We start from the raw sequence: 26572 nt of genomic DNA on the forward strand, positions 1-26572 counted from the left end.
CTTCAATCCTCGACCACCCAGGTGTCCTTGGTTCCGCCACCCTGGGAGGAATTCACCACCAGAGAGCCTTCGCGCAAGGCGACACGGGTCAAACCGCCGGGCACAACCCGGGTTTCGCGACCGGACAGCACGAACGGGCGCAGGTCGATGTGGCGCGGCGCAATGCCGTTTTCGACAAAGGTCGGACAGGTCGACAGCGACAGCGTCGGTTGCGCGATATAGGCATGGGGCTTGGCCTTGATGCGCTCGCGAAAAGCGTCGATTTCAGCCGTCGTGGCCGCCGGCCCTACCAGCATTCCGTAACCGCCGGAGCCTTGGGTTTCCTTGACCACCAGATCCGGTAGATTGGCCAGCACATGGGACAGTTCAGACGGATTGCGGCATTGCCAGGTCGGAACATTCTTCAGGATCGGTTCTTCGTCGAGGTAGAAACGGATCATGTCGGTGACAAACGGATACACCGATTTGTCGTCCGCCACGCCGGTGCCGATGGCGTTGGCCAGCACCACATTGCCGGAGCGATAGGATGACAGCAGCCCCGGCACACCGAGCATCGAGTCTGGATTGAAGGCCAGCGGATCGAGGAACGCATCGTCGAGACGGCGGTAGATCACGTCCACCGCTTTTGGGCCATCGGTGGTGCGCATGAACACTTTGTCGTCGCGCACAAACAGGTCCGCGCCTTCGACCAGTTCGACGCCCATTTCCCGCGCGAGAAAGGCGTGTTCGAAAAACGCACTGTTGAAGCGCCCCGGCGTCAATACGACCACGCTCGGGTTGTCCAGCGGGCTGGAGCTTTTCAGGGTGTCGAGCAACAGGTTCGGGTAGTGGTCGATGGGCGCGATGCGCTGGGCGGCGAACAGCTCCGGAAACAAGCGCATCATCATTTTGCGGTCTTCGAGCATGTAGCTCACGCCGCTCGGAGTGCGCAGGTTGTCTTCGAGTACGTAATAGGTACCGTCGCCGTCACGCACCAGATCGACGCCGGAAATGTGCGAATAGATATCGCGGTGCAGATCCAGGCCCTGCATCGCCAACTGGTATTGCTCGTTGGCCAACACCTGTTCGGCGGGAATGATCCCGGCCTTGATGATGCGCTGCTCGTGATACAGGTCGGCGAGAAACATGTTCAGCGCCTTGACCCGCTGGATGCAGCCGCGCTCGACAATCCGCCACTCACTGGCGGGGATGCTGCGCGGAATGGTGTCGAAAGGAATCAGGCGCTCGGTGCCCTGCTCGTCCCCGTAGAGCGTGAAGGTGATGCCGGCACGATGGAACAGCAGATCGGCCTCGCGGCGCCGCTGGGCAAGCAACTCGTCAGGCGTATCCGCCAGCCAACGGGCGAACTCTCGATAATGCGGGCGAACCAGGCCGCCGGCATCGTACATCTCGTCAAAATAGGTGCGGATCATGCCGTACTCCTTGTCACTCCGGACATACAGGCCTTCGCAAGGCCCGTGCCATCGGCATAAACGCTTTGATTTCAATCGGTTGTATATCCACGCCGCGGGCAGCGCACCATTCCTGTGCGGCAAATGCCCCGGCCCGATTGCCCCCGCTTCATTGCGACGCACTGCGGCGTCTATCAGCAGCATAGTCAGAGTTGATTTCACTGCCTGAGCGTGACTGCGGATAATCCGCGCATTCGCTGCAAAACCTCCTCGGCAGAGACGCCGAAAAGCTTGCCGCTCAACCGCTCTGGACTGCCTCGGCAGCCCGCCCCGCCGTAACCCTGACCGGTTTCCTCTCCTTATCGGTCTTCCCTTTTAGCCACCCTCTCCGGTGGCTTTTTTTTGCCCGGGATTCTTGTTTCAGAGTTTTTCCACGGCAATTTGGTACTCCGAAAACAACAACGGCCGACCCGAAGGTCAGCCGTTGCTCGACAAACGCTGCGCAATATCAATTCAACCGATAGCGATTGCGCACCTCCTGCTTCACGCCCCAGCCCTCGATAATGCCGCCCAAGGGCTCGACCACTGCGGAAAAGCCCTGCTCGAAATCACCAATATCGTCGTAGGTCGCATACATCACTTTGCTCAATTCCAGCGACCAGGCGCCATCGTCGCGCGCACTGACCTGGGCATTGATCGATTCACCGCGAAATTTGCCTGCTGCCCTGCGCGCCCGTTCCTCGTCCGGGAAAATCGCGTAGAACTCGATGGGATGGAAACGGGAAAAATCGAAACCGCCTTCTTTCATGCGGCGCAGAACATTGCTGCTGATGTCTTCTTGATAGGCTGTGCTCATGAATCGTCCCCCTCGATTGATGGATAGACTTTCCGTATTCCCGCCCCGGGCCTTTTGGCCAAAGTACTACGGCAACGTGGTTGCGCGCGGGAAGCAAGCATGTAGCTGACAAGACCAGACCTTAGCGATCCATTCGCTGATCTCGCTTGCAGAGTAGCCCCAAGAGAGCGCTGCTGCCAAGGTCTGGTTTACGAGATGACAGGAAGTATTCAGGCAGATTCGATGCTGATGATTTCGATGCCATTCTGGGTCTTGAGGTTTTTAACCTCGGCATCGGCGGTGCGCCCTTTCAGATCGTTCAGATCCAGTTGGGCGGCGACCGGAAGACGGCGCTCCTTGACGAACCGCGCGGCCTCATCGCGGGTCGGGCATTCTTCACGTTCGAAGATCTCATCAACCATTTCACCGTGATCATCCACGAAAGTGACTTTCCACTTTTGCATCAGTGCCTCCTCGATCAACCCGTAAATGGGCTTACCTCTATCTCGACTTTTTCCCGCGATAGTTGGTTCAAAAGGATTACAGGCGCCAACGGTGAAAATAACATCCAATCGATAAGGCGGACTCTGTGGCGAGGGGATTTATCCCCGTCCGGCTGCGCAGCAGTCGTAATACCATCCATTGCGGTTTAACAGAGACACCGCGCAGGCCGGTTCAGGGATGCTGCGCATCCCAACGGGGATAAATCCCCTCGCCACAAAAGCTCCCTTACAGAGCGCCTTCAGCGTGATTAGTCGTTGCTTGGCTTGTTGATCGCACGCAATACGTATTGCGGCAAGGCGAATGCACCGATGTGGATTTCCGGGTTGTAGTAGCGGGTAACGATGCCGCTGCCGATAAACCGCTGTTGCAGGGTTTCACGGCTCAGCTTGCGGTAGGCCGGGTTGGTCGAACCCCAGGCGAAGGTCATCGAACCGCCGATGTAGGTCGGCACGGCGGCCTGATAGAAGTGCCAGTCCGGGAACAGGCTGTTGAGGCGACCGGCCGTGGTTTTGACTTCGTCGATCTGCATGAACGGCGTGCCGTTCTGCGTCACGAGAATACCGCCCTCGTTCAGGCAGCGGTGGCAGGCCTGATAGAAGTTCTCCGAGAACAGCACTTCGCCCGGACCGATCGGGTCGGTGGAGTCAGAGATGATCACGTCGAATTTTTCGGTGGTGGTGGCAACGAAACGCATGCCGTCGTCGATCACCAGGTTCAGACGCGGATCGTCGTAAGCACCGGCGGAATGGTTCGGCAGGAATTCTTTGCACATGTCGACCACGGTGCCGTCGATCTCCACCATGGTGATGTGTTCGACACCGGCGTGCTTGGTCACTTCGCGCAACATGCCGCCGTCGCCGCCGCCGATGATCAGCACGCGCTTGGCAGTGCCGTGGGCGAGGATCGGCACGTGGGTGAGCATTTCGTGGTAGATGAATTCGTCGGCTTCGGTGGTCTGGATCACGCCGTCCAGCGCCATTACCCGGCCCATGCGCGGGTTCTGGAAAATCACCAGGTGCTGGTGTTCGGTGCGCACTTCGTGCAGCAGTTTTTCCATGCGGAAACGCTGGCCGTAGCCTTCGTAGAGGGTTTCCAGGTATTCGCTGGTCTTGGTGACGGTCATGGTCGAGTGCTCCGATAAATGCGCGGGCGTCAAACGTGGGGACGATTGCCCGGGAAAGGCGCGCATTCTACGTTGCCGAAGATGACAGGTCGAACGCCACTTGATCGGCTGAACACATAACCCTTGTAGGAGTGAGCCTGCTCGCGATTACTGTCTATCAGTCACAGAGACGTTGACTGAGAAATAGCTATCGCGAGCAGGCTCACTCCTACAATGGGATGCGGTGTTTATCAGATTCGCACGTTGCCCCGCGGCCCGGCGATCGCCCAGATGATCAGGCCCAGCACCGGCAGGAGGATGATCAGCAACACCCAGACGATTTTCATCCCGGTGGAGGCGCCGCTTTTCAGCACGTTGATGATTGCCCAGATGTCGAGGGCGAGGATGATCAGGCCGATCAGACCATTGAAGGTGGAACCCATGGTGTCGCTCCAGAATAGTGGCATGCACTTTTAGGATAGACGGTCGCGCGCAGGGTTCCCTTTTATTGCGTTCAGACGTGAACGGCGACCTTCAACGCTTCCAGCGCTGGCGCAGCGGCAATGCCGACTTCGCCACACAACTCCAGCACCCGAGGGACGTCGTTGCCGTAGACCAGCACCATTTGCAGCTCATCGTCGAGCAACTGGCTGAAGTTCATCAGCGTGTAACCGCCGTTTTCCTTGCTCAGGCTGCTCATCTGCACCTGAATGCGGTTGAGTGCGGTCAGCGCTTCGGTCCTGGCCAGTTGCTTGGGCTTGAGATTGAAGTCCACACCCGGGCCGAACGAGGCGACGATTTGCGCGAACAGATCGACGTAAGTGTCGGCCTGTAACAGCACGGTTTCCGGCAGGCTGCCGACCACGACCCACTCGCCCAGCGGAATCGGGAAGGTGTCGTCGTAGTTGATATCCGGGTTGGCGGCCAGAAAAGCGTCGGCGTCGGCGTAAGCTTGCGCCGCTTCATCGGCCACTGTCAGGATCTCGTCCTCGCCCATGCAGCCGGAGCTGATTTTGCTGATGAGTTCGACGAGTGCGGCTTTCATGAGGGCGGATCCTGTGGCGAAGATGGATTTCGAGGGCGCGAAGGATAACGCATTCTTCAGCGCACCCGACACCTGTGGCGAGGGAGCTTGCTCCCGCTGGGCTGCGTAGCGGCCCAAAAAAAATCCGAGGGCCCACTCTTTTTGCCAGCGCTTCGCACTGAAGCGGGAGCAAGCTCCCTCGCCACAGGCCTTCAGGCCAGGAGTTTTTCCAGCTGCGCCGTGGTGTCCACTGCACCCATGGTGCGGGCCGCGTCCAGCGCCGTGACGCCATTGGCGTCCTTGGCTTTCGGATCGGCGCCTTTGCTGATCAGGTAATCAACGATTTCAACGCGGTTGAACATCGCCGCCATCATCAACGCCGTGCGGCCATCGAACGACGAGCCTTCAAGGTCAGCGCCCGCTTCGACCAAGGCCTTGACCACCGCCAGATCGCCTTTGAATGCTGCACCGGCAATCGGACTCTGGCCGTTGCCATTGCGCATCTCAGGGTCGGCCTTGTGTTTAAGCAAGACCTTCACGGCATCAACATGGCCGTAGTAGCTGGCAAGCATCAGCAACGTGTCGCCCTTGCTGTTTTTCAGGTTCACCGGCAAACCGGCGGTCACCAGGCGATCGAGCATTTCGGCATCACCGTCGCGCGCCTTGTTGAAAACCTGCTCGGTGAATTCGGCAGCTTCTTCAGGGGTCATCTGGCGGCTTTGGTCGGACATGAGGCAACTCCACTTCGGTCAATCGGAAAGGCGACAGTTTCCCGAGCGCGGCGATAGCTGTCATCCCCTTTTTCTCATCACGGGCAATAGCCAGATTCAATAACGGTATTGGCCTTGCTGAATTTCGGTTAACAACTGCTCATTGAGCTGGACGTAGGTTTCGCTGCCGGGCAACCAGGCAAAAATCGGATCGCCCCCGGTCTGGCCGGGGTCGAAGCCTTCTTTTTTCAAACGGGTTTTCTGGTATTTGAAGGTGCCGGTGGTTTCCATCTTCACCTTGACGCGCAGGAACAGCGGCACGGCGTAGGCCGGCATTCGCTGGCGGACGAAGCTCAGCAGCTCGGCGAAATCCAGGGTCGCCAGAGATTCGGCCGGGGTAATCGCCGCCATGCCGGCGCGTCCATTGGTGTCGCAAATTTCCACGCCATACGCCACCGCCTCGGAAATCTGCGGGTGTTGCAGCAGCAGGTTTTCGACTTCGGTGGTGGAAACGTTCTCGCCCTTCCAGCGATAGGTGTCGCCCAGCCGATCGACAAATTGCGCATGGCCAAAGCCTATGTTGCGTAACAGGTCGCCGGTGTTGAAAAACCGGTCGCCTTTGTTAAACACGTCATGCAATACGACGCGGGCGGTCTTCTGCGGATCGGTGTAGCCGTCGAGCGGCGCCTTTTCGTCGATCCGGGCCAGCAGCAGGCCCTGCTCGCCCTTGCCAACCTTGCGCATGAAGCCGTCGTCGCTGCGCAGTGGCTCGCCACTGTCATGGTCGTACGCGACCAGCTCCCAGGCCATCAGCGAGAAGCCGACGGTGTTATCGAAGTTGAGGATGTTGGTGAATCCGATGTTGCCGTCGCTGGCCGCATACAGCTCACAAATGTGGTCGACGCCGAAGCGCGTCTTGAACTCGGCCCAGGCGCCGGGGCGCAAGCCGTTGCCAATCATCTTGCGCACGTCATGCCGGTTGTCGTCGGCGCTCACTGGCTGATCGACCAGGTAACGACACAACTCGCCGACATAGCCGAGGGTCGTCGCGCGGTAGCGGCGCACGTCGCTCCAGAACTGGCTGGCGCTGAATTTGCGGCGAATCGCGAAACCCGACGCGCCGTTGATCGCCGAGCCCCAACACACACAAAGCCCGGTGGCGTGGTACAGCGGCAAGGTGCAATAGACCACGTCGTCAGGGCGCATATCGAGGGCGATCATGCCGAAGCTCGCCGAACTGCGCATCCAGCGGCCATGCTTGAATACCCCGGCTTTCGGCAGCCCGGTGGTGCCAGAGGTGTAAATATAGAAACACGGATCATCGCAAAACACTTGGCGGCTGCTCGGCGGGTTATCGCTCGGTGCGTCGGCACTGGCGCTGATCAGGTTGACGTAGCCCTCGGGCGCAATGCCCGGGTGGCTGTAGGTGTCCTGATCGGCAACGAACCAGGTGCGCTGCGGCGCAATCGACACCTGCTCGCGCACAGCAGCAAATGCCGGCACCAGCTCCTCGCCGACGATCAGGGCGACCGGCGCCACCAGATTCACACTGTGGATCAGCGTGTCGCGCGTCTGAGAGGTATTGAGCAACGCGCTGACCGCGCCGACCTTGGCCAGCGCCAGAATCGTCACCAGCAGTTCGGGACGGTTTTCGATAAACACCGCGACCACATCGCCCTTGCCGATGCCCTGCCCGCTCAGATAATGGGCGATACGGTTGGCCCACTGATTAACCTGCGCGTAGGTCAGCAGCACCTCCCCCTGCATTAACGCCGGGCCGTCGGGATTGCGCAGGGTCGCTTGCTCAAAGGTCCAGCCAAGGCCACAGCTTTGGGTCGGGTCCGTGACATTCGCCACCTTCATGCCCTTGACCACCCGCGGCAGGGCCTTGGCAATCATCGGCAGCTTGCGGAGCATCATGCCCCAGGTAATCGTGTCGCTTGGCACGTGACGCATGAATGCTCCCCGGTCGGCCTTATCTCGGGCCGGTGTTCTTATTTTTTCGGGCAAAGGCTTGAGGCAACCGGCGCAGTCGCAGCGCGGTTCGAGAATGAAAATACGTCAGCCCTTCTCGGCCTGTACATGCGGTTTTTGCAATGTTTTGTATCTGCTGGTGCGCTGCCAACGCCGGAGATTCTGGTACGAGCGTTTGGTTCCGTAACGCTGGCAAGAATCACGCAAAATGCAGGATGCACGATGGCCATTCATGCAGTTTGCACGACGCCTGAAAAATGCACTACTTGTAACTAATTGATATTAAAGAGAATTTAAACTTATCGATACTGGCACAATCGCTGCAACTACCTCCGCATGCTTGCCATTCAAGTACACACGGAGCTGATGACATGAGCCTGATCCAAGAAAAATTTACATCGCTGTTCTCCAACTACGAAGTCAGCACTGCGCCACGTCCTGACGGTGGCATTCTGTTGACCCTGCGTAGCAGCGACGGCAAAGTCTTCAAACGTGCACTCTCGTATCAACAACTGCACGCCGGTGACCAGCTGTCGTGGGCGATCAGCGCTATCCGCCGAGACCTGGCTGAACAGGCCAGCGAGCTGCCGCAAATTGCCATGCTGCAAAGCCAGCAGCGTTTTGCACTGCCGACGTATCATTCGCTGTAATTGCCTTTAAACAAAACGTGTGGGAGCGAGCCTGCTCGCGAAGCGGTGTGTGAGTCGACAGAGATGCTGACTGATACACCGCTTTCGTGAGCAAGCCCACTTCCACATTTTTGTTTGAGGTGAGTCAGAAAGCTTCCGGTTCAATCCCGGTAAAGCTGTCGACGGTTACATGCCCCGCCAACTCCCCACCCTCGCGGGCCAGGCCACAGGTCTGCAAGCCGGCTGACTGGGCAGCGTCGAGTTCTTCGACGATGTCCGACAGGAACAGGATTTCTTCCGGTTCAACAGCCACCGCCTGCTGGATATTGCGATAAGACTGCGCCTCACGCTTCGGTCCCGAGGTGGTGTCGAAATATCCGCTGAACAGCGGCGTCAGGTCCCCCGCCTCCGAGCAACCGAAAATCAGCTTCTGCGCCTGGATCGAGCCGGACGAGTAAACAAACAGTTGATAGCCGGCAGCATGCCAGCGCCGCAGCGCCTCAACGGCATCCGGATAAACGTGTCCCTTCAACTGCCCGGCCTGATAACCCTGCGCCCAGACCATCCCTTGCAAGGCCTTGAGCGGTGTCGCTTTGCGGTCTTCGGCGATCCAGCTCAACAGGATTTCAACCACCCGTTCAACATCGGCTGCCGGTTCGCTGCTGTCACGGCGTACAGCGTCGAGCTGTTCGGCGACATCGGCGCGCGAAGCGTTCTGGCGCACGAAGTCCGGCAGGTGTTTGGCCGCATACGGAAACAGTACGTCGAAAACGAAGCTGACCGCACTGGTGGTGCCTTCGATGTCGGTGAGAATGACTTTGATCGACATCGGCTCAGTCCTCCAGACGCGGGAAGCGGCCGGCGATGTCTTCGCCAGTGAAGTTGGCCACCCAGCCTTCCGGGTTGTTGAACAGACGGATCGCGACAAAGTGCGGATGCTCGCCCATGTCGAACCAGTGTTTGGTGCCGGCGGGAACCGAGATCAGATCGTTCTTCTCACAGAGCACGGCGTAAACATAATCGTCGATATGCAGGGTAAACAGCCCACGGCCGGCGACGAAAAATCTGACTTCGTCTTCAGCATGGCGGTGTTCTTCCAGAAACCTTGCACGCAATTCGGCTTTTTGCGGGTGATCGCTGTTCAGGCTGATCACATCGACGGTGATGTAACCGCGCTCGGTCATCAATTTGTCGATCTGCTCTTTGTACGCGCTGATCACTTCGTCCTGGCTGGCGCCGGGCTGAATCTTCGCGGCGGCTTGCCAGCGGTCGAAGCGCACGCCCTGCTCGGCCAGGGTCGAAGCGATGTCTTCGAAATGGGTCAGCACCTTGTTGGGAATTTCAGGGTTGGAAACGTGATAAACGGACAGGCTGCTCATGGGGCAATTCCTCGTATCGGCCTTGCCGTCCGGCTCTTGCAGACCGGTCGGGCACAACCTTCTATCAGGCAAACGGCGGCTTCTGCTGAAGTCAGCCGTGACGGTTCATGACGCTGCGGGTTTTCAACTCGCATTCAAACAGAAATTCAAAGGCCTCGATCTGCCGCAGTGCGTCGCTCATTTGCGCGCCCCAGGTGTAGAGGCCGTGGCCGCGAATCAGATAGCCGACGCAATCGGGGTGGGCGTCGAGCCACGGCTGCACCTCGGCGGCGAGGCGCGCGATGTCCTGGTCGTTGTCGAAGATCGGCACGCGCACCCGTGATTCGTGGGTGGAAATACCGCTGAAGGCTTTTTGCAGTTCGTAGTCTTCGAACTCGATGAAGTCTTGCGGGGTCAGGCGCGACAGCACCGTGGCATTCACCGAATGGGTGTGCAGCACCGCACCGATCTCCGCGCGCCATGCGTAGAGCTGGGTGTGCAGCAGGGTTTCGGCGGACGGCTTCTTGCCCGGTTCCAGGCTGTTACCGGACAAGTCAGTGGCGAGCACATCATCCAGACCCAACTGGCCCTTGTGCTTGCCGGAGACGGTCAGCAGCGCTTCGGTTGGCGACAGGCGTGTCGAATAATTACTGCTGGTGGCCGGCGACCAGCCGCGGCCATAAAGAAAGCGCCCGGCGTCGACGATCTGCCGGGCGAGCTGTTCACGGGTAAGGCTCATGGCCTGTCCTCTTGCATACGTGTGGCAATGATAACCGCAGCAGCGAACGCCGCGAGACTGGCAATACTAAAGGTCAATGGCGCGCCGAGGGCATTCCAGCTGTAACCGGCATACAGCGCGCCGAGCGCCCCGCCGGTGCCGGCCAGCGCCGCGTACAGCGCCTGACCCTGGCCTTGCTGGCGTGGGCCGAAGCTACGTTGCACGAAGGCGATGGCAGCGGCATGAAAGCTGCCGAACGTCGCCGCGTGCAGAATCTGCGCAAACAGCAATACCCAGAGAAATTCGGCGAACGAGCCCAGCAAGACCCAGCGCAACGCCGCCAGCAGAAAACTCGCCAGCAGCACCCGGCGCAGGGAAAACCGCGCCAGAATCCTGCTCATCGCCATAAACATCAATACTTCGGCGACCACGCCAACCGCCCAGAGCATGCCGATCACGCCACGACTGTAGCCGAGCCGCTCAAGGTGCAAGGTCAAAAACGTGTAATACGGCCCGTGGCTCATTTGCATCAGCGCGACGCAAGCGTAAAACGCCAGCACCCCGGGACTGCGCAACTGCTTGAGAAACCCTTCGCCGCCAGGTCGATTGCCTTGTGGTGGCTGAGCGTTCGGCACCCATAGACTGCTGAGGACGATGCCGGCCATGATCAGCACCAGCGCTGCCGGGTAGATGTCCAGGCTGAGCCATTCGAACAACCGCCCCAGCGCAACCACGGTGATGATGAAACCGATCGAGCCCCATAAACGGATCTGGCTGTACCGCGAGGTCTGCCCCTGTAAGTGCGCCAGGGTAATGACCTCGAACTGCGGCAGCACCGCGTGCCAGAAGAACGCATGCAACGCCATCACCAGCGCCAGCCAGGCGTAGCTCTTGCTGACGAAAATCAGCGAAAAGGTCAGCAGCGTACACACCGCGCCGAAGCGCACGATCGCCAGCCGCCTGCCGGTGTAATCGCCAAGCCAGCCCCAGATATTCGGCGCGACGCAGCGCATCAGCATCGGAATCGCCACCAGTTCGCCGATACGTGCGGCGCTGAAGCCGAGGTGATCGAAGTACAGCGCCAGAAACGGCGCTGTCGAACCGAGCAAGGCGAAATAGAACAGATAGAAACTGGACAGCCGCCAGTACGGAACCGCCGCCACGCCGGTTATGCCGCGACAGCGTCAAAGCCAGCCATCAGAGCTGGCCCAGCACCGGCGTGCTGACGCGCACATCGGCGTTCTGTCCACGATGACGCAGCAGGTGGTCCATCAGCACGATGGCCATCATCGCTTCGGCGATCGGTGTCGCACGGATGCCGACGCAAGGGTCGTGGCGGCCCTTGGTAATCACGTCGACCGGGTTGCCGTGGATGTCGATCGAACGCCCCGGGGTGGTGATGCTCGACGTTGGCTTGAGCGCCAGATGAGCGACGATCGGTTGACCCGACGAGATACCGCCGAGGATGCCGCCTGCGTTGTTACTGAGGAAACCTTGCGGGGTCATCTCATCGCGGTGTTCGGTGCCGCGTTGGGCAACCGAGGCAAAGCCGGCGCCGATTTCCACGCCCTTGACCGCGTTGATGCTCATCAGCGCATGGGCCAGTTCGGCATCGAGGCGATCGAAAATCGGCTCGCCCAGGCCCGGCATTACCCCTTCGGCGACCACGGTGATCTTCGCGCCGACCGAGTCTTGATCGCGCCGCAGCTGGTCCATGTAGGCTTCCAGCTCCGGCACTTTGTCCGGATCGGGGCTGAAGAAGGCATTGTCTTCCACCGAATCCCAGGTCTTGAAGGGGATTTCGATCGGGCCGAGCTGGCTCATGTAGCCGCGAATGACGATGCCCTGGCTCGCCAGATACTTTTTCGCAATCGCACCGGCTGCTACACGCATGGCGGTTTCCCGCGCCGAACTGCGACCGCCACCGCGATAATCGCGCTCGCCGTATTTGTGGTGGTAGGTGTAGTCGGCGTGGGCCGGGCGGAACAGGTCCTTGATCGCCGAGTAGTCCTTGGACTTCTGGTCGGTGTTGCGGATCAGCAGGCCGATCGCGCAGCCGGTGGTGCGCCCTTCGAACACGCCGGAGAGGATTTCGACTTCGTCGGCTTCCTGGCGCTGGGTGGTGTGGCGGCTGGTGCCGGGCTTGCGGCGATCGAGGTCGCGCTGCAAGTCTTCGAGGGAAATCTCCAGGCCCGGCGGGCAGCCGTCGACAATGGCGACCAACGCCGGACCATGGCTTTCGCCAGCGGTGGTGACAGTGAACAACTTGCCGTAGGTATTGCCGGACATGCAGGACGCTCCGTGAAATCAAACCCGAATTCGTGATGCGCGCCAGTATACGCAGGCTAACCGAGTAGTTCATCCTCGAACCTTAGCGGTGTGGGTGAGTCCAACCGGCACCTTGGCGAATGATGGCGTGATGATGCTGCGAGTTTTGATCTTGAGTCTTACCCTCTTAACGGGCTTTGCCCAGGCGACCGTCCTACAACGCCCGGTATCTCTGGATACCGGTACAGGCGAGCTTTTCGGCTCGCTATTGCTGCCCAAGTCCGACAGTCCTGTGCCGATTGTTCTGATCATTTCTGGCTCGGGTCCTACCGACCGTGACGGAAACAACCCCGACGGTGGGCGCAATGACAGCCTGAAACGCCTGGCCTGGGTGCTGGCCAAACACAATATCGCCAGCGTGCGCTACGACAAACGCGGGGTCGCCGCGAGTCTGGCGGCAACACCGGATGAGCGAAATTTGTCGGTCGAAGCCTATGCGGCGGACGCCGTGGCATGGGGGCAGAAACTCAAGGCCGATCCGCGCTTCGGCCCGCTGATTCTGCTCGGTCACAGCGAAGGCGCACTGATCGCCAGCCTCGCCGCGCCGACATTGCAGGCGGCAGCGGTGATTTCCCTGTCCGGCAGCGCCCGGCCGGTCGATCAGGTGATTCGCGAGCAACTGGCGCGCAGCCTGCCGCCGCCGCTGATGCTGCGCAGCAATGAACTGCTCGACAGCCTCAAGGCCGGCCGCACCGATGACAACGTGCCGCCACCGCTGCAGGTGATTTTCCGCCCGAGCGTGCAGCCGTACCTGATTTCGCTGTTCCGCCAGGACCCGGCCAACGCCTTCGCGCAGTTGGACATGCCGGCGCTGATCGTTCAGGGCAGCAACGACATGCAGGTCGGTACGCAAGATGCGCAGCGGCTCAAGGCTGTGAAACCGGACGCGCAACTGGTGATCATCGAAGGCATGAACCATGTGTTGCGCATCGTGCACAACGACATGAAGCGGCAGTTGGCCTCGTACAAGGATCCAGATTTGCCGCTGGCAGCGGAACTTGGTTCGGCGATCATTGAATTTATTGGCGGACTTCGCACCCGTTAACTGCTTTTTGCCCTCCAGTCCCGCAGAAAACGGCCGATAAGCCTTTGTCGCCAGCGTATCGGCTGGCGACAAGCAGGGCTTGGACAGGATCTCGCCGTTATGACTGATACCCCGACTTCACCCGACACCACCGCTGAAAAAGACGCACCGCCAGTGGTCGAACTGCCGTGGGCGGACGTTCAGGCCGAGCACCACAAGATGCTCCGCCTGGCGCCGTTGCAGACCGACCGCAACACGGGTGGCCGGCCGTTGCGTTTTGTCGAATTCGGTTACGCCGAGCGCAACAGCAAAGAGCGCAGCCTGATGCGCATGGCGATCAAACTGCCGAACCAGCGCGTGCGCAAAGAACAAAACCACCTCGACGTGTGGGTCGACCACGCCAGCAAACGCGTGAGCTTCGGCCCGGACAGCGGCTTGCAGATCGAACCGCTGAATCGCGGCATTGGCCGCTTCATGGCCGCGCAAGGCATCAACTGGGCGAAAAAGCGCTGGCCCGCCTACACCGTCGACGGCATGGACCTGAACAACAAGGACGCGCTCAATGAAGACACGCGCCTGCGTCGCGATCATTTCCTGCGCGTACACGGCTTTGATGTGGTCTACGCCGATGCTCAGCATTTGAAGGGCAGCGTCAAGGCGGTCCAGGTCGGCGACTTGCTCGGTGACTGGAACAGCGAAAAGTTGCAGGTGGTCGAGATTCTGGAAGCGGCGCAGATGCTGCAGCAGGCCGAGCAGAACCTGGCCGAACAGGAAGTGAAGCTGAAAAAACAGGAGGAGAAAGTCAGCAAGTTCAAGCGTGAAGACGCCGGACTGCGTTTCACCATTACTTGTCTGGTGGCGTTTGCGGTGTTTCAGGCGGGGTTGTTGATCTGGATTGCGACACACCGCTGATGGTTTGAGCGCGTACTGATCGTTCCCATGCTCTGCGTGGGAATGCAGCCCGGGACGCTCCGCGTCCCAAAAGCGGACGCAGAGCGTCCATTGATGCATTCCCACGCGGAGCGTGGGAACGATCTGTCACAACCTTAGACGCGGGACGCGAACAAGGCCTGATGCGCGCGGCACTGCTCCGCCGTCAGCATGAACACGCCATGCCCGCCGCGCGCGAACTCAAGCCAGGCAAAATCGACTTCCGGGTACAGCGCTTCAACGTGCACCTGGCTGTTGCCCACCTCGACAATCAGCAAGCCCTTCTCGGTCAAGTGATCCGCCGCTTCTGCGAGCATCCGCCGCACCAGATTCAAACCATCATCGCCACAGGCCAGGCCCAGCTCCGGTTCGTGCTGATACTCGTCCGGCATGTCAGCGAAATCTTCCGCGTCGACGTAAGGCGGGTTCGACACGACCAGGTCGAAACGCTGCCCCGGCAAACCATCGAAACCATCGCCCTGCACCGTGTAAACCCGCTCATCGACGCCATGGCGCTCGATGTTCTGGTTGGCCACTTCCAGCGCTTCGAACGACAGATCCGCCAGCACCACTTCGGCGTTCTGGAACTCGTAGGCGCAGGCAATGCCGATGCAGCCGGAGCCGGTGCACAGGTCGAGAATCCGCGCCGGTTCGCCGCCGATCCACGGGGCGAAGCGGTTTTCGATCAGTTCGCCAATCGGCGAACGCGGGATCAACACGCGTTGATCAACGATGAACGACATGCCGCAGAACCATGCCTCGCCCAACAGGTAAGCGGTGGGAATGCGTTCTTCGATGCGGCGCTTGAGCAGGCGCTGCAAGTTGACCAGTTCGTCATCCTCCAACGCGCAATCGAGATAGCTGTCGGCGATTTCCCACGGCAGGTGCAGCGCACCGAGTACCAGTTGCCGGGCCTCGTCCCAGGCATTGTCGGTGCCATGGCCGAAAAACAGATCCTCCCCATGGAAGCGGCTGACGGCCCAACGGATGTGGTCGCGCAGGGTACGAAGGCGGGAAGTGATCACGGCGTGCAACTCCAGAAAAAAACGACTGGCGATTCTAACAGCCAAAACCGGCGACGACGACGCAGGAAAAACATCGCGCGACGGGTAGGAGCTTTCTGATTTTTGCATCAGCTATTGAACAGAACGTGTAACTTGACAAGGCTGCAGGCCAGCAACGACGGTGTCTACGATGGTAGCGATTCACAGAACCGCTCAGCCAGAGGACAATGTCGCAAAAGCCCCACCCCGAGGAGCCCCAGAATGTCCGTTCCAAAAACGATGTTTCAACTCAGCGGTCGCGGTTACGCAGCGGCCACACTGAGCCATGCCACCGTGGTCATCATCGATGCCCAGAAAGAATACCTCAGTGGCCCGCTGGCCCTGAGCGGCATGGACGCGGCCGTCGCGAACATCAAACAAGTGGTTGCCGCAGCCCGTGCCGCCGGCCGGCCGATCGTGCACGTGCGTCATCTCGGCACCGTCGGTGGCCTGTTCGACCCGCAGGGCGAGCGCGGTGAATTCATCCCCGGTCTCGAACCGCAGGGCGATGAAACCATCATCGGCAAATTGCTGCCGAGCGCATTCCATGGCACCGAGCTGCTCGATCGCCTGCAAAACCTCGGTTCACTGGACCTGATCGTGTGCGGTTTCATGAGCCATTCCAGCGTCAGCACCACCGTACGCGCGGCGAAAAACCTCGGTTTCCGCTGCACCCTGGTCGAAGACGCCTGCGCCACCCGTGACCTGCCGTTCAAGGGCGGCGTGCTCAGCGCCGAACGCGTGCAGGAAGCGGAAATGGCGATCATGGCCGACAACTTCGCGACACTGGCCAAGACCCAGGATCTGGTCTGAGCCTGCCCTTATGAGCGGCGCAGACCGCCGCTCATCCGCAATCTCCGCTGATTTGCCGCAAATGCCATAGCCTCAGGAACAACCCGGTCAACTCCCGGTCGAAGGGCCGATACCCATTGAGGAAGGTCGGAATGAAGTTATCCGATGGATTTGACGCACGCCGTTTGCGGCCCAAAGGCCAAAGCAACTGGCGTTTTCGGTTTGGCGCTGCGTTCGCCGCATTGCTGGCAACCTTTGGCGTGCTGCTGGCCATGGCCGGCGCCGCCAGCCTGCTCGGCCGCCCGCCGGCGCTGGGTGACTTGAATGCTTCGCCGATGGGCTCGGCGATCATGCTCGCGGTCGGTTTGCTGTTTCTGTATTTCGGTGTCGCCCTGTGGCGTCGCTGCCGCCGTCGCGCACGGCAATCGCGGGAGCTGAACATGTCCCCGCACCTGATGAAAAAACACGATTGAACCACCGGCCTGGCTTTTTGCCGGGCCGTTTTGTTTCGACTTGGGTAAACTGGCCGCCCTTCGCGGAGGCTGACATGCAAGACGACGATTTTTCCCTGTTCAAAAGTGCGATCCAAGGCGTCAAGCCGATCAAGCACGACCGCGCCGACACCGGCAAACCCAAGGCTGACCGCGCGCAGATCGCCAAGTTGCGTCAGTCCGCCACCGTGCGCAGCGACACCACCATCATTGACGGCCTGTCTGATCAGTTCGTGATCGACGTCGGCCCCGAAGACGAGTTGATGTGGTCCCGCGACGGCGTGCAGGAAAGCCAGATGCGCAAGCTCAAGATCGGGCAGATTCCGTTCGAAGGCAGCCTTGATCTGCACGGCATGAGCGTGGAAAAGGCCCGGGAAACGCTCTGGGCCTTTCTCGCCGAAGCGACCAAATTCGAAATCCGCTGCGTGCGCGTGACTCACGGCAAAGCCGTGCGCCTCGATGGCAAGCGGCCGATGATCAAAAGCCACGTCAACACCTGGCTGCGCCAGCATGCGCAAGTGCTCGGTTTCTGCTCGTGCCAGGCGAAACATGGCGGTGCCGGCGCGGTTTACGTGATGCTCAAACGCACCATGATGGAAGGGCGCGACGAATAATCGCGTTACACCGAACTTGCAGGGTTGTGTCCGCCACCGTACCCTTGCCCTTTGCGAAAATCCCCACAGGTAGTTTCATGTCCCTGGAACAGAATTACACCGCGATTCTCGGCCAATTGGGCGAGGACGTCTCCCGCGAGGGCCTGCTCGACACGCCAAAGCGTGCCGCCAAAGCCATGCAGTACCTCTGCCGCGGTTATGCACAGACGCTCGAAGAGGTCACCAATGGTGCCTTGTTCAGCTCCGACAACAGCGAAATGGTGCTGGTCAAGGACATCGAGCTGTACTCGTTGTGCGAACACCACCTGCTGCCGTTCATCGGCAAGGCGCATGTCGCCTATATCCCGAGCGGCAAGGTGCTGGGCCTGTCGAAGGTTGCGCGAATTGTCGACATGTATGCGCGCCGCCTGCAGATTCAGGAAAACCTCAGCCGCCAGATCGCCGACGCGGTCCAGCAAGTCACCGGCGCCCTGGGCGTGGCGGTGGTGATCGAGGCCAAGCACATGTGCATGATGATGCGCGGTGTCGAGAAGCAGAATTCCTCGATGATCACTTCGGTGATGCTCGGCGAGTTCCGGGAAAACGCCGCGACCCGCAGCGAGTTCCTCAGCCTCATCAAGTAATTCGCGGCACGAAGAAAACCGGCAGTCATCGCCGGTTTTTTTTCGCCCGTGAAAAATCGGGTAAGCTGCGCGCCTTCTTCTCTGTCCCTGTGAGGCTTGTAACGTGTTCGTCAAAGCGCTTCGTGTCGGCCTCGGCCAACTGGTCATCTTCATCGACTTCCTGACCCGCCCGGGCAAGAAAAAACGCCCCGCCGCGGCTCAGGCGCAAGTCGACGCCGCCGCCAAAGGCCTGACCCTGTATCAGTTTCACGCCTGCCCGTTCTGCGTGAAGACCCGTCGTGCCTTGCATCGCCTGAATGTGCCCGTAGCGCTCAAGGATGCGAAGAACAACGAGCAGGATCGTCAGACGTTGCTGGAGCAAGGCGGCCGGATCAAGGTGCCTTGCCTGCGCATTGAAGAGAATGGGCAGACGACCTGGATGTATGAGTCCAAGGCGATTATTGATTATCTGGATAAGCGATTTGCTGCGGTCTGATGTTTTGAAGTGAAGCCAAATGCGTTATCGCGAGCAGGCTCACTCCTACAGTGCAACCCATTCCAACTGTAGGAGTGAGCCTGCTCGCGATGAGGCCATTACAGGCCGCCACAATCTCAGACAAAAATAAACCGGCCCTCAGCCGGTTTATTGTTTTCATGCCGCCCTCGCCATCTGCGCCCGCCGCACCACCGCCGCCAGCCGCTTCAGCCCTTCATCCAGCCGCGCCGGATCAATGTGGCTGAAGTTCAAGCGCAAGTGCCCATGATGCTTGTCCGGCTCAGGAAAAAACGGCTCGCCCGGCATAAACGCCACGTCATTGGCCAACGCCTCATCGAGCAAGGTCCGCGTATCCAGCGGCTGCTTGAGCGTCAGCCAGAAAAACAGCCCGCCCTGCGGCATGTTCCAGTCCGCCAGATCGGCAAAATGCGTTTGCAGCGCCAACTGAAACGCATCGCGCCGCTGTCGATAGAAATCGCGCAATGCGCTTAAATGTTGCTGATATTTCTCCGTGCCGATCCATTGCAGCGCCTGCCATTGACCTATGCGATTGGTATGCAGATCGGCCGATTGCTTGAGTTTGAGCAGATGCGGGAACAGGTCGGGGCTGGCGATCAAATAGCCAACGCGCAAACCTGGCAGCAGGGTTTTCGACACGGTGCCGGTGTAGATCCAGCTGGATCGCTTCAGGCGTGCGGCAATCGATTTCGCACTGCCGCCGTCGAAAGTCAGTTCGCGGTAGGGTTCGTCTTCGATCAAGGTGACGCCAAATTCGTCGAGCAACGCGGCAACCGCGGCGCGCTTGGCCTCGCTGTAACGCACCGCGGACGGATTCTGAAAGGTCGGGATCAGGTAGATGAATGCCGGACGGTGTTGCTCCAGACGCTCGCGCAATTGCACCAGGTTCGGGCCATCGGATTCCTGCGCGACCGTCAGACAATCGGCGCCGAACAGTTGGAAAATCTGCAGCGCGGCGAGGTAAGTCGGCGCTTCCAGCAGAATTTCCGTGCCGTTATCGATATACAGTTTGGCCGCCAGATCGAGGGTTTGCTGGGAGCCGCTGACCACCAGCACCTGACTCGCCTGACATGCCAGCCCCAGCGCCCGTGCTTCTGCAGCCAAGGCTTCGCGCAACGCTGGCTCGCCCTCGCTCATGCCGTACTGGCCGAGCGGCAGCGGCATGTCGGTCCAGTCGACTTTGGGCAGCATGCCTTCGGCGGGCAAGCCACCGGCAAATGACATCACCTCGGGACGCTGCGCGGCGGCAAGGATTTCTCGGATCAAAGAACTTTTAAGGCGCGAGACACGTTCGGAAAAAGCCATGGAAGTCACCGTAGCGAGGCGTACAAGAAATGAGTCAAACTCATTGACTGAAATTACGCCAGCCTGAGCGAGTACGTCAATATGCTTGACCTTAAAAACCCCACCAGCCAGCAACAGGCCATGGAAGCTTTCTTCTTCGGCTATCAGGCGTTTACTGCCAAGGCTGACGAAATGCTTGAGCGTCGTGGCCTGTCGCGAGTGCATCAGCGCATTGTGTTTTTCATCGCGCGTTACCCGAATCTAAGCGTGAAGGAGTTGCTGGCCTTGCTCGGCGTCAGCAAGCAAGCCTTGAACATGCCGCTGCGCCAGTTGCAGGAAATGCATCTGGTCGACAGCGTGGCCTCTGAAACGGACAAGCGTAAGCGCCTGTTGGAGCTGACGGTGGAAGGCGCGAAGTTCGAGCAGGCGTTGCGGCGTGAGCAGGTCAAATTGCTGGAGCGGGTGTTTGCCGAGGCTGGAGAAGCGGCGGTGAATGGGTGGCTGGCGGTGAATCTGGCGTTGGGGAAAAGTCAGACCGTTCTCGATTGATCGGGCTGGCCCCTTCGCGAGCAGGCTCGCTCCCACCTAGCAACTGCATTCATCTGTAAGAGCGAGCTTGCTCGCGAAGGGCCAGGATTCGGCATATATCCCTATCTGCAAAAAAATCGCAGACAAAACATAAAACAATATTTGCTTTCTTTGTACACAAAAGCATAATCCACTGCGTGCGAGTTCCTGACCATACAGTCAACAAATTCGCGTATGCCTCAAAGGGCCGCTGCCACCCCTCATGGGTCCGGCCCTGGAAATAACAATAAAACTCTTGAGGAGTACTCGCTGTGGAAAGCCGCAAATCCGAAGCACCGCCGCTCGAGCTCACGCCGCCATTACGCAATGGCCTGCTGGAGCGTCTGTTCAAACTCAGCTTGCATGGCACCACGGTGAAGACCGAGCTGATTGCCGGTCTGACAACCTTCATCACCATGGCCTACATCATTTTCGTCAACCCGAACATCATGGCCGATGCCGGGATTGACCACGGGGCGGCGTTCGTCGCCACTTGCATCGCCGCCGCGCTGGGCTGCCTGTTAATGGGCCTCTACGCGAACTGGCCGGTGGGCCTCGCGCCGGGCATGGGCCTCAACGCCTTCTTCACTTACACCGTGGTCGGCACCATGGGCTACAACTGGGAAACCGCACTCGGTGCGGTGTTTGTCTCGGGCGTGCTGTTCATGATTTTGACCTTCTCGCGCATTCGCGAATGGCTGCTCAACAGCATTCCGGTCAGCCTGCGCTATGCGATGGGCGCCGGTGTCGGCCTGTTCCTCGGCCTGATCGGTCTGAAAACCGCCGGCATCGTCGTCGACAGCCCGGCCACGCTGATCAAGCTTGGCTCCCTGCGCGAACCCGGCCCGCTGCTCGCGGCCATCTGCTTTCTGATGATTGCGATCCTCAGCTACCACAAAGTCTTCGGTGCGATTCTCATCAGCATCATTACCGTGACGCTGGCCGGTTGGGGCCTGGGCGTGGTGCATTACGCCGGGATCATGTCCGCCCCGCCAAGCCTGGCACCCACCTGGATGGCGATGAATGTCGCTGGCGTGTTCAACATCAGCATGATCAGCGTCGTGCTGGCGTTCCTCTTTGTGCACATGTTCGACACTGCCGGGACCCTGATGGGCGTTGCCCAACGGGCCAATCTGGTGGCCGCTGACGGGCGTATCGAGAACCTCTCGCGGGCGATGAAGGCCGACAGTGCCTCCAGCGTGTTCGGTGCGGTGGTCGGTGTTCCGCCCGTCACCAGCTATGTGGAAAGTGCCGCTGGCGTGGCCGCTGGCGGTCGGACTGGTCTTACCGCCGTCACCGTAGGTGTGCTATTTATAGCGGCAATGTTTTTCGCCCCGCTGGCCGGCATGATTCCTGCCTATGCCACCGCCGGTGCGCTGATATACGTTGCAATGCTGATGATGGGCGGCATGGCCCATATCGAGTGGGACGAAGCCACCGATGCGATTCCTGCCATCGTCACCGCAATCATGATGCCGCTGACCTTCTCGGTCGCCGACGGCATCGCGCTGGGCTTCATCACCTATGTGGCGCTGAAGGCCGGGACCGGCAAGTACAAGGAAATTTCCGTCAGCCTGTGGGTACTTTGCGCGATCTTCATCGCCAAGTTCATCTACCTGTAAGCAACTGCGCGGTTCAGGTTTCCACAGCCCCACCCTCACCGGTGGGGCTTTCGTGCATTTTCGACAACAAGAGAAAGGAGCAAAGTGATGAGTCTGGAAACCTGGCTGCTGTTCAGCGGTGCTGCACTGGTGGTGATCCTGATTCCGGGGCCGCTGTCGTTGCTGATGATCAGCAACAGTCTGAATTACGGGTTGCGACGCTCTTACCCGGCGTTCCTCGGTGGCGTGATTGCCTCGATCTGCCTGCTCAGTGCATCGGCCCTGGGGCTGGGCGCGTTATTGCTGGCGTCGGAGCAGTTGTTCAGTGCGCTGAAGATCGTCGGCGCCCTGTATCTGTTCTACCTCGCCTGGCAGAGCTGGCAGCAATCGCGCCAGCCCGCGGTGGGCGCCGAAGTGCCGAAGGCAGCAGCCGTACCGCGTTTTCGCGCCTTGTTCGGTCGCGCGTTTGTGCTGGGCGCCAGCAATCCGAAAGACATCCTGTTTTTCGCCGCGTTTCTGCCGCAGTTTCTCAGTGCCGAACAACCCTTTCTGCCGCAGTTGCTGGTGATGATCGCGACCTGGACCGTGCTCGATCTGCTGTGCAAGCTGGCCTACGGACTTGGCGCGCACGGCGCCGCACGTTATTTGCGCAGTGGCAAAGGTCAGAGCTGGTTCAACCGGATCAGTGCCGGTCTGTTTGGCGGCGCCGGGGCAGCCTCGCTACTCAGCAGCCACTGAGCGTTTCAAAGTGCAACTTGATTGGCCGTCAACGCCCACCATCCTGATGTAAACATGCTCATCAGGATGGCCTCTGCGCGGACGAAGTTTGCCTGGTATTACACGCAATACACCGCAACAACCCATCGATATACTTTCGCTAAATTCCCCCCTTATTATCGCGCTGACTTTCAATAAAACTGCCTGAACAAGGATGTTCAAATGGCCACGCTTATCAGCGACGCATTAATACATGACGACTCCGTGATCATTACCGACATGGACATTGGCGTTAATGAACATGATGCATCGACGCTCGACCTGTCAAAAAACAAGCCCACCGGCCATTCCGGAAACAGACATAAAACCGACCAACTGACCATCACCGATGGCCTCTTCGGCCCCCTGCAGATGGGGTCCATTTCAATCACCCGCGTGTCACTCGACGCCTTGGGCGCCACCCTTGGTGGTCAGCCCCTGACCGGACAGAACACCTTTTTCCGCACGCCCAGGCGTTCATTCATCAACGCCTTGCAGTTCAATGCCAACGAAGTAGACAAACAGATCCGCACAGCCAGCGCACCGGACAGTTATCTGTTAACGACACTTTTGTTCGAGCTGGCCAGCCGACGCCCGCTGACTTCCCCGCCGATCCTCTGGTCAAGCGACGAAACTCAAGCCGATCCCGGCCAATATCGCCGCAAACTTTCAAAACTTCTAAGCAGCGCGCACAAACTCGACTTGCGCCATGCACATCTTCCCGACAACAACCCGCGCTGGGTCGGTGTACTCAAGAGCAATGCAACGCTTGGCTCAAGTGTGGGTATTCAGGGGTTTGGCATATTCATGGGATTGCGCGGAGTGGTCGATGCAATCAAAAGCAATAACAACGCCGAGATCGTCATTAATACCGCCGGCATTGCTTCGGAGTTCGGCTCCATTGCCGCCGATGTCGCGGTCAACAAAGTGGCCAGCGAGATGATTACGGCCGGGCAGACCGCCTACAAGGATTTTGCCAAAACCCGATTCGCCGTCAGATTGGGCCGCTCCGGAGGCCTGATTGGCGGTGCGTTGACGCTTCCTTTCGATATCTACACCGCAATCAGGTCCCTCAACGCCGCTGACAATGCGGCCGGCAAGGAAGCCCTGGATCATTACGTCAGCGCCGGCTTGAGTATCACCAGTGCCGCCATGACCGTCATCCTTGGCGGCGCAGCGATGGCCGGATTCTCTTTTGCCGGCCCGGTGGGCCTCGCGGCGGGAGCGATCCTGGCAATCGGATCACAGGTGTACGGCGCGGTGAGAATCGTCGATGACATTGATGATTACATCGAGCTCACCACCGAAGAGCGTTGGCGTACCGGCTGGTTCTCATTCTGTTTCATGAACCCAGACCAGGACGTGCAGAACCGCTATAGCGTGGCAAAAGCCAGGACCGAACACCTGAAACAGCTAAAAGCGACCGCCCGAAAGTTGCTGGATGGAGAACTGCAGGACGCTACCGAAGCCGTCGTGAACGGCACATTTGAAGTACATCTCACACCGAAGCAGGTCTGGACGCGCAATTGGTGGACCAAGCAGGATGGCTGGGAAACCGTCAACGTGCCGCAGATAAAAGGTGGCGATGACACCATCGATGCCCGCGCGGGCGTTACCGCCAGCACACCAGGTGCAGAACTGGGCAAGGCGGCGGAAAACAAGGGCGTATTGTGGTTGATCGGCGATGGCCGGGATTCGATCGTCGGCGTTGAGAAAAAAACCAACACGTTCCACTACAAGTCAGGGAAAAAACACCTGACGGGGGGCGAAAAAGATGACCGTTTCGTCTTTGAAGGCGCGGCCGATTTGCTCAGGCAAGGGGGTAGCGTTCTCGACGCTTCGACATTGCAGGGTGGCGCAGGCAGCGACACTCTGGTCCTGGGCGGGGCAGATTACAGCGCCAGCGCCAAGGGTTCAGGCTATGACGTCAACCTGCCGGCCGGCACGCTTCATACAACGGTGGCCGACCCGACAGTCGCAGGTGAAAAAAAACGCGCCCTCCACAGTCGTCTGGACAGTGTCGAAAACATCGAAACCGTGACCAATGGGCAATCCATTGTCACGGGCACCGAACAGCGCAACATCATTAAGTCCCGTGGCCGGGACACGATAAAGGCAGGCGCGGGCAACGACCAGATCCATCTCTTGCACGGCGGTGCTTCAGCCTCGGGCGAGGCAGGCGTTGACGAATATTTCGTTGCCCACCAGGCAGGCCGGATATCGATCACCGAAGACGGCGATCAGCAGAGCGTTGTCGTCTTGAACTGGCGGATGGACCTGATTGAAAGTTGGGTCATCGAAAACACAGCACTGATCATTACGTCCCGATTCGATTTCCAGGATTCGCCCAAAAGCGTGGTTGCCCTGCAAGACGTGTACACCCGCAACGATACGGAATCCGTTCTGAAGAACAACAAACTGACGTTTATGACCCGCGACGGTTTCGTACTGATGCCGGACTTTCCGGAAACCCTCGAAAATGGCAGGACCGTCGAGCTGGAAATCATCGTCGTTAAACAGGGGCAAGCAGAAAAACCGATCATTCTCTACACCCCGACGTACTCGACCAGGCATCAGCAAGATGCGGGCTACTACCTGCCGCGATCGCCGCAGGACACCGCCTTTGAATTCGTCGAACGCCGGGACGCGGTTACGCGAATTTACCTGGACTACGCCAGCGATGAACTGAAACAGGCTGACGCCCACTTCACCGCAAGAAAATCCGACAAGGACCACGACCTGATGGCCGGGTGTGATCTGCAATATCTGGTTGGCGAAAAAAAACTGACGCTTCGCCACTTTGCATTTGCCCGTGGCGGCACCGACCCGATGAACATGACGAAAATCCTCAGAACCATGGCCGCGAAGCCGCTTCAGAGAATCGTTCTGATATTCAATGACGGTGTCGCCTTCAATGCAAAACTGACAGCCGAAACCGATGTTGCCCCGGCGGACAACCACTACGAGATGCACGCGCTGAAGCATTGGACGACCCGAATGAACCTGCCGATGCCATTGCGTACAGGCCGGTTCACCTTTGACCTGCCTGAGAACGAAGCCTACAGGCTGGGTACACGTCGGGCCTGCGCCAAACTCGCTTCGCTGCCGGCACAAACCGCAATGGAGAGTCTGGAAGGTCACGGCTCGACCTACCTGGTTCATCTGGTTGCCGACATGACGATAAAACTCTCGACCCCGGGGGCTTTGGCCAATGCCGCCATCAGACTGCCCTACTCGTCGACCTGGGAACTTGATGCTACGGCGCTGGGCGCCGTAGCGATCAAACTGGAAAACAACAAGCTGCACATCGGCACCTGCACCATTCATCTGCCCGTTTACGACAGCGAGGATCTTATCGATCAGATCCGTGTCATCACCACAGAAGGGCTGGTCCATACCGTCGACCTGTCTTTCGATCGAGTCTATCCGGACGGCCTGGACGGCCGATTCTTCAAAGCACCAACGCCCTCGAAAGATCCGCTGCCCCCCCCCTTCACCGCACTGGCAGACAAGGTGCTGAATGTACGAAATATCGTCGTGGCAGATAACCGCCCGGGGATATTGAGTTACAGCTTCCCCGAGCGCAGCTGGCGCTTGGACGCTGAAACCCTGTGCATTGATCATTCGCAGCTCAACGTCATCAATCGTTGCAGCCATCAGCTACCTCAGAGAGTGATGCCAGCGTCATTGCTGGACGTGGCCGAGCCTCCCCTGTCGCGCCCCGCTCAAGACCGATCATGCACGCACTCCGAGAGCGGCTTCGCGCACTGAACGCGCGCAC

The 26572-nt window shown here is 59.3% G+C and carries 27 protein-coding genes; 12 read left to right on the forward strand and 15 right to left on the reverse strand.

Translation table 11 applies throughout. The annotated features are described in order from the left end of the window. Positions 1–2: 2 nt before the first annotated feature. From HU739_RS08920 to HU739_RS08955, 8 genes are all read right to left on the reverse strand, one after another. Positions 3–1412, reverse strand: coding sequence for a circularly permuted type 2 ATP-grasp protein (locus HU739_RS08920; RefSeq protein ID WP_186551885.1), 1410 nt, complete (start codon positions 1410–1412; stop codon positions 3–5). Between the two features lie 487 nt (positions 1413–1899). Continuing rightward, positions 1900–2247 carry a ribonuclease E inhibitor RraB gene (locus HU739_RS08925; RefSeq protein ID WP_003223226.1) on the reverse strand — a complete coding sequence of 116 codons (348 nt, stop codon included), beginning with the start codon at positions 2245–2247 and terminating at the stop codon, positions 1900–1902. A 209-nt stretch (positions 2248–2456) separates the two neighbouring features. Continuing rightward, positions 2457–2690: a hypothetical protein gene (locus HU739_RS08930; RefSeq protein ID WP_186551886.1), complete on the reverse strand. Its 234-nt coding sequence runs from the start codon at positions 2688–2690 to the stop codon at positions 2457–2459. A gap of 287 nt (positions 2691–2977) precedes the next feature. Further along, positions 2978–3853, reverse strand: coding sequence for a polyamine aminopropyltransferase (speE, locus tag HU739_RS08935; protein WP_186551887.1), 876 nt, complete (start codon positions 3851–3853; stop codon positions 2978–2980). Between the two features lie 230 nt (positions 3854–4083). After that, positions 4084–4275 (reverse strand): PLDc N-terminal domain-containing protein, encoded by a 192-nt coding sequence (locus HU739_RS08940; RefSeq protein ID WP_016773784.1) that lies wholly within the window; start codon positions 4273–4275, stop codon positions 4084–4086. 71 nt (positions 4276–4346) lie between these two features. Further along, positions 4347–4877 carry a hypothetical protein gene (locus HU739_RS08945; protein WP_186551888.1) on the reverse strand — a complete coding sequence of 177 codons (531 nt, stop codon included), beginning with the start codon at positions 4875–4877 and terminating at the stop codon, positions 4347–4349. A gap of 191 nt (positions 4878–5068) precedes the next feature. After that, a complete protein-coding gene (locus tag HU739_RS08950) occupies positions 5069–5587 on the reverse strand; it encodes an ankyrin repeat domain-containing protein (protein WP_186551889.1) in 519 nt (172 codons plus the stop codon). A 96-nt stretch (positions 5588–5683) separates the two neighbouring features. Then, on the reverse strand, positions 5684–7522 hold the full coding sequence (locus tag HU739_RS08955; RefSeq protein WP_186551890.1) for a long-chain-acyl-CoA synthetase: 1839 nt from the start codon (positions 7520–7522) through the stop codon (positions 5684–5686). 389 nt (positions 7523–7911) lie between these two features. On the opposite strand from HU739_RS08955, the gene HU739_RS08960 reads away from it, so the two are divergent. Then, on the forward strand, positions 7912–8190 hold the full coding sequence (locus HU739_RS08960) for a DUF3509 domain-containing protein (RefSeq protein ID WP_016773780.1): 279 nt from the start codon (positions 7912–7914) through the stop codon (positions 8188–8190). Positions 8191–8314: 124 nt separating this feature from the next. Here HU739_RS08960 and mtnC read toward each other — a convergent pair whose 3' ends face one another. The 5 genes from mtnC to aroC all read right to left on the reverse strand — a co-directional run bounded on the left by mtnC (position 8315) and on the right by aroC (position 12534). Then, positions 8315–8998: an acireductone synthase gene (mtnC, locus tag HU739_RS08965; RefSeq protein ID WP_186551891.1), complete on the reverse strand. Its 684-nt coding sequence runs from the start codon at positions 8996–8998 to the stop codon at positions 8315–8317. Positions 8999–9002: 4 nt separating this feature from the next. Continuing rightward, positions 9003–9548, reverse strand: a complete 546-nt coding sequence (locus HU739_RS08970) for a 1,2-dihydroxy-3-keto-5-methylthiopentene dioxygenase (RefSeq protein ID WP_186551892.1) — start codon at positions 9546–9548, stop codon at positions 9003–9005. A 91-nt stretch (positions 9549–9639) separates the two neighbouring features. Next, a complete protein-coding gene (locus HU739_RS08975) occupies positions 9640–10266 on the reverse strand; it encodes a methylthioribulose 1-phosphate dehydratase (RefSeq protein WP_186551893.1) in 627 nt (208 codons plus the stop codon). After that, on the reverse strand, positions 10263–11408 hold the full coding sequence (locus HU739_RS08980; RefSeq protein ID WP_186551894.1) for an MFS transporter: 1146 nt from the start codon (positions 11406–11408) through the stop codon (positions 10263–10265). The genes HU739_RS08975 and HU739_RS08980 overlap by 4 nt, the downstream gene beginning before the upstream one ends. 34 nt (positions 11409–11442) lie before the next feature. Further along, a complete protein-coding gene (aroC, locus tag HU739_RS08985) occupies positions 11443–12534 on the reverse strand; it encodes a chorismate synthase (protein WP_186551895.1) in 1092 nt (363 codons plus the stop codon). Between the two features lie 130 nt (positions 12535–12664). Between aroC and HU739_RS08990 the strand changes: the two genes are divergently transcribed. Continuing rightward, the gene (locus HU739_RS08990) at positions 12665–13618 is read left to right on the forward strand and encodes an alpha/beta hydrolase (RefSeq protein ID WP_186551896.1); all 954 of its coding nucleotides are present in this window, start codon (positions 12665–12667) and stop codon (positions 13616–13618) included. Positions 13619–13717: 99 nt separating this feature from the next. Further along, positions 13718–14509, forward strand: a complete 792-nt coding sequence (locus tag HU739_RS08995; RefSeq protein ID WP_186551897.1) for a hypothetical protein — start codon at positions 13718–13720, stop codon at positions 14507–14509. Positions 14510–14643: 134 nt separating this feature from the next. Here the strand turns inward: HU739_RS08995 and prmB are convergent, their stop codons facing one another. Beyond that, positions 14644–15552 carry a 50S ribosomal protein L3 N(5)-glutamine methyltransferase gene (gene prmB, locus HU739_RS09000; RefSeq protein ID WP_186551898.1) on the reverse strand — a complete coding sequence of 303 codons (909 nt, stop codon included), beginning with the start codon at positions 15550–15552 and terminating at the stop codon, positions 14644–14646. A gap of 240 nt (positions 15553–15792) precedes the next feature. Here prmB and HU739_RS09005 point away from each other — a divergent pair, with 240 nt between their 5' ends. The 5 genes from HU739_RS09005 to HU739_RS09025 all read left to right on the forward strand — a co-directional run bounded on the left by HU739_RS09005 (position 15793) and on the right by HU739_RS09025 (position 18565). Next, positions 15793–16383, forward strand: a complete 591-nt coding sequence (locus HU739_RS09005; RefSeq protein ID WP_186534065.1) for a cysteine hydrolase family protein — start codon at positions 15793–15795, stop codon at positions 16381–16383. Between the two features lie 131 nt (positions 16384–16514). Beyond that, positions 16515–16835 (forward strand): hypothetical protein, encoded by a 321-nt coding sequence (locus HU739_RS09010; protein WP_186551899.1) that lies wholly within the window; start codon positions 16515–16517, stop codon positions 16833–16835. Between the two features lie 74 nt (positions 16836–16909). Further along, on the forward strand, positions 16910–17467 hold the full coding sequence (locus tag HU739_RS09015; protein ID WP_186551900.1) for a Smr/MutS family protein: 558 nt from the start codon (positions 16910–16912) through the stop codon (positions 17465–17467). 77 nt (positions 17468–17544) lie between these two features. Next, positions 17545–18090, forward strand: a complete 546-nt coding sequence (gene folE / locus HU739_RS09020; RefSeq protein WP_011062625.1) for a GTP cyclohydrolase I FolE — start codon at positions 17545–17547, stop codon at positions 18088–18090. Positions 18091–18193: 103 nt separating this feature from the next. Next, the gene (locus HU739_RS09025; protein ID WP_186551901.1) at positions 18194–18565 is read left to right on the forward strand and encodes a glutathione S-transferase N-terminal domain-containing protein; all 372 of its coding nucleotides are present in this window, start codon (positions 18194–18196) and stop codon (positions 18563–18565) included. A 156-nt stretch (positions 18566–18721) separates the two neighbouring features. On the opposite strand, the gene HU739_RS09030 is transcribed toward HU739_RS09025, so the two are convergent. After that, positions 18722–19888, reverse strand: a complete 1167-nt coding sequence (locus HU739_RS09030) for an aminotransferase-like domain-containing protein (RefSeq protein WP_186551902.1) — start codon at positions 19886–19888, stop codon at positions 18722–18724. A gap of 81 nt (positions 19889–19969) precedes the next feature. On the opposite strand from HU739_RS09030, the gene HU739_RS09035 reads away from it, so the two are divergent. From HU739_RS09035 to HU739_RS09050, 4 genes are all read left to right on the forward strand, one after another. After that, positions 19970–20416 (forward strand): MarR family winged helix-turn-helix transcriptional regulator, encoded by a 447-nt coding sequence (locus HU739_RS09035; protein ID WP_186551903.1) that lies wholly within the window; start codon positions 19970–19972, stop codon positions 20414–20416. A 290-nt stretch (positions 20417–20706) separates the two neighbouring features. Next, the gene (locus tag HU739_RS09040; protein ID WP_186551904.1) at positions 20707–22056 is read left to right on the forward strand and encodes an NCS2 family permease; all 1350 of its coding nucleotides are present in this window, start codon (positions 20707–20709) and stop codon (positions 22054–22056) included. Positions 22057–22143: 87 nt separating this feature from the next. After that, entirely contained in the window at positions 22144–22773 is a 630-nt protein-coding gene (locus HU739_RS09045; protein WP_186551905.1) for a LysE family translocator, read from the forward strand. A 201-nt stretch (positions 22774–22974) separates the two neighbouring features. After that, positions 22975–26562, forward strand: coding sequence for a calcium-binding protein (locus HU739_RS09050; protein ID WP_186551906.1), 3588 nt, complete (start codon positions 22975–22977; stop codon positions 26560–26562). Positions 26563–26572 lie beyond the last annotated feature (10 nt).

Origin of the sequence: Pseudomonas hamedanensis (assembly GCF_014268595.2) — a bacterium.
GTDB classification, from domain to species: domain Bacteria; phylum Pseudomonadota; class Gammaproteobacteria; order Pseudomonadales; family Pseudomonadaceae; genus Aquipseudomonas; species Aquipseudomonas hamedanensis.

Excerpts from the sequence above, each read along its gene's own strand:
- HU739_RS08920 (WP_186551885.1), bottom strand. The coding sequence starts at position 1,412 with ATGATCCGCACCTATTTTGACGAGATGTACGATGCCGGCGGCCTGGTT.
- HU739_RS08925 (WP_003223226.1), bottom strand. The coding sequence starts at position 2,247 with ATGAGCACAGCCTATCAAGAAGACATCAGCAGCAATGTTCTGCGCCGC.
- HU739_RS08930 (WP_186551886.1), bottom strand. The coding sequence starts at position 2,690 with ATGCAAAAGTGGAAAGTCACTTTCGTGGATGATCACGGTGAAATGGTT.
- speE (WP_186551887.1), bottom strand. The coding sequence starts at position 3,853 with ATGACCGTCACCAAGACCAGCGAATACCTGGAAACCCTCTACGAAGGC.
- HU739_RS08940 (WP_016773784.1), bottom strand. The coding sequence starts at position 4,275 with ATGGGTTCCACCTTCAATGGTCTGATCGGCCTGATCATCCTCGCCCTC.
- HU739_RS08945 (WP_186551888.1), bottom strand. The coding sequence starts at position 4,877 with ATGAAAGCCGCACTCGTCGAACTCATCAGCAAAATCAGCTCCGGCTGC.
- HU739_RS08950 (WP_186551889.1), bottom strand. The coding sequence starts at position 5,587 with ATGTCCGACCAAAGCCGCCAGATGACCCCTGAAGAAGCTGCCGAATTC.
- HU739_RS08955 (WP_186551890.1), bottom strand. The coding sequence starts at position 7,522 with ATGCGTCACGTGCCAAGCGACACGATTACCTGGGGCATGATGCTCCGC.
- HU739_RS08960 (WP_016773780.1), top strand. The coding sequence starts at position 7,912 with ATGAGCCTGATCCAAGAAAAATTTACATCGCTGTTCTCCAACTACGAA.
- mtnC (WP_186551891.1), bottom strand. The coding sequence starts at position 8,998 with ATGTCGATCAAAGTCATTCTCACCGACATCGAAGGCACCACCAGTGCG.
- HU739_RS08970 (WP_186551892.1), bottom strand. The coding sequence starts at position 9,548 with ATGAGCAGCCTGTCCGTTTATCACGTTTCCAACCCTGAAATTCCCAAC.
- HU739_RS08975 (WP_186551893.1), bottom strand. The coding sequence starts at position 10,266 with ATGAGCCTTACCCGTGAACAGCTCGCCCGGCAGATCGTCGACGCCGGG.
- aroC (WP_186551895.1), bottom strand. The coding sequence starts at position 12,534 with ATGTCCGGCAATACCTACGGCAAGTTGTTCACTGTCACCACCGCTGGC.
- HU739_RS08990 (WP_186551896.1), top strand. The coding sequence starts at position 12,665 with ATGATGCTGCGAGTTTTGATCTTGAGTCTTACCCTCTTAACGGGCTTT.
- HU739_RS08995 (WP_186551897.1), top strand. The coding sequence starts at position 13,718 with ATGACTGATACCCCGACTTCACCCGACACCACCGCTGAAAAAGACGCA.
- HU739_RS09005 (WP_186534065.1), top strand. The coding sequence starts at position 15,793 with ATGTCCGTTCCAAAAACGATGTTTCAACTCAGCGGTCGCGGTTACGCA.
- HU739_RS09010 (WP_186551899.1), top strand. The coding sequence starts at position 16,515 with ATGAAGTTATCCGATGGATTTGACGCACGCCGTTTGCGGCCCAAAGGC.
- HU739_RS09015 (WP_186551900.1), top strand. The coding sequence starts at position 16,910 with ATGCAAGACGACGATTTTTCCCTGTTCAAAAGTGCGATCCAAGGCGTC.
- folE (WP_011062625.1), top strand. The coding sequence starts at position 17,545 with ATGTCCCTGGAACAGAATTACACCGCGATTCTCGGCCAATTGGGCGAG.
- HU739_RS09030 (WP_186551902.1), bottom strand. The coding sequence starts at position 19,888 with ATGGCTTTTTCCGAACGTGTCTCGCGCCTTAAAAGTTCTTTGATCCGA.
- HU739_RS09035 (WP_186551903.1), top strand. The coding sequence starts at position 19,970 with ATGCTTGACCTTAAAAACCCCACCAGCCAGCAACAGGCCATGGAAGCT.
- HU739_RS09045 (WP_186551905.1), top strand. The coding sequence starts at position 22,144 with ATGAGTCTGGAAACCTGGCTGCTGTTCAGCGGTGCTGCACTGGTGGTG.
- HU739_RS09050 (WP_186551906.1), top strand. The coding sequence starts at position 22,975 with ATGGCCACGCTTATCAGCGACGCATTAATACATGACGACTCCGTGATC.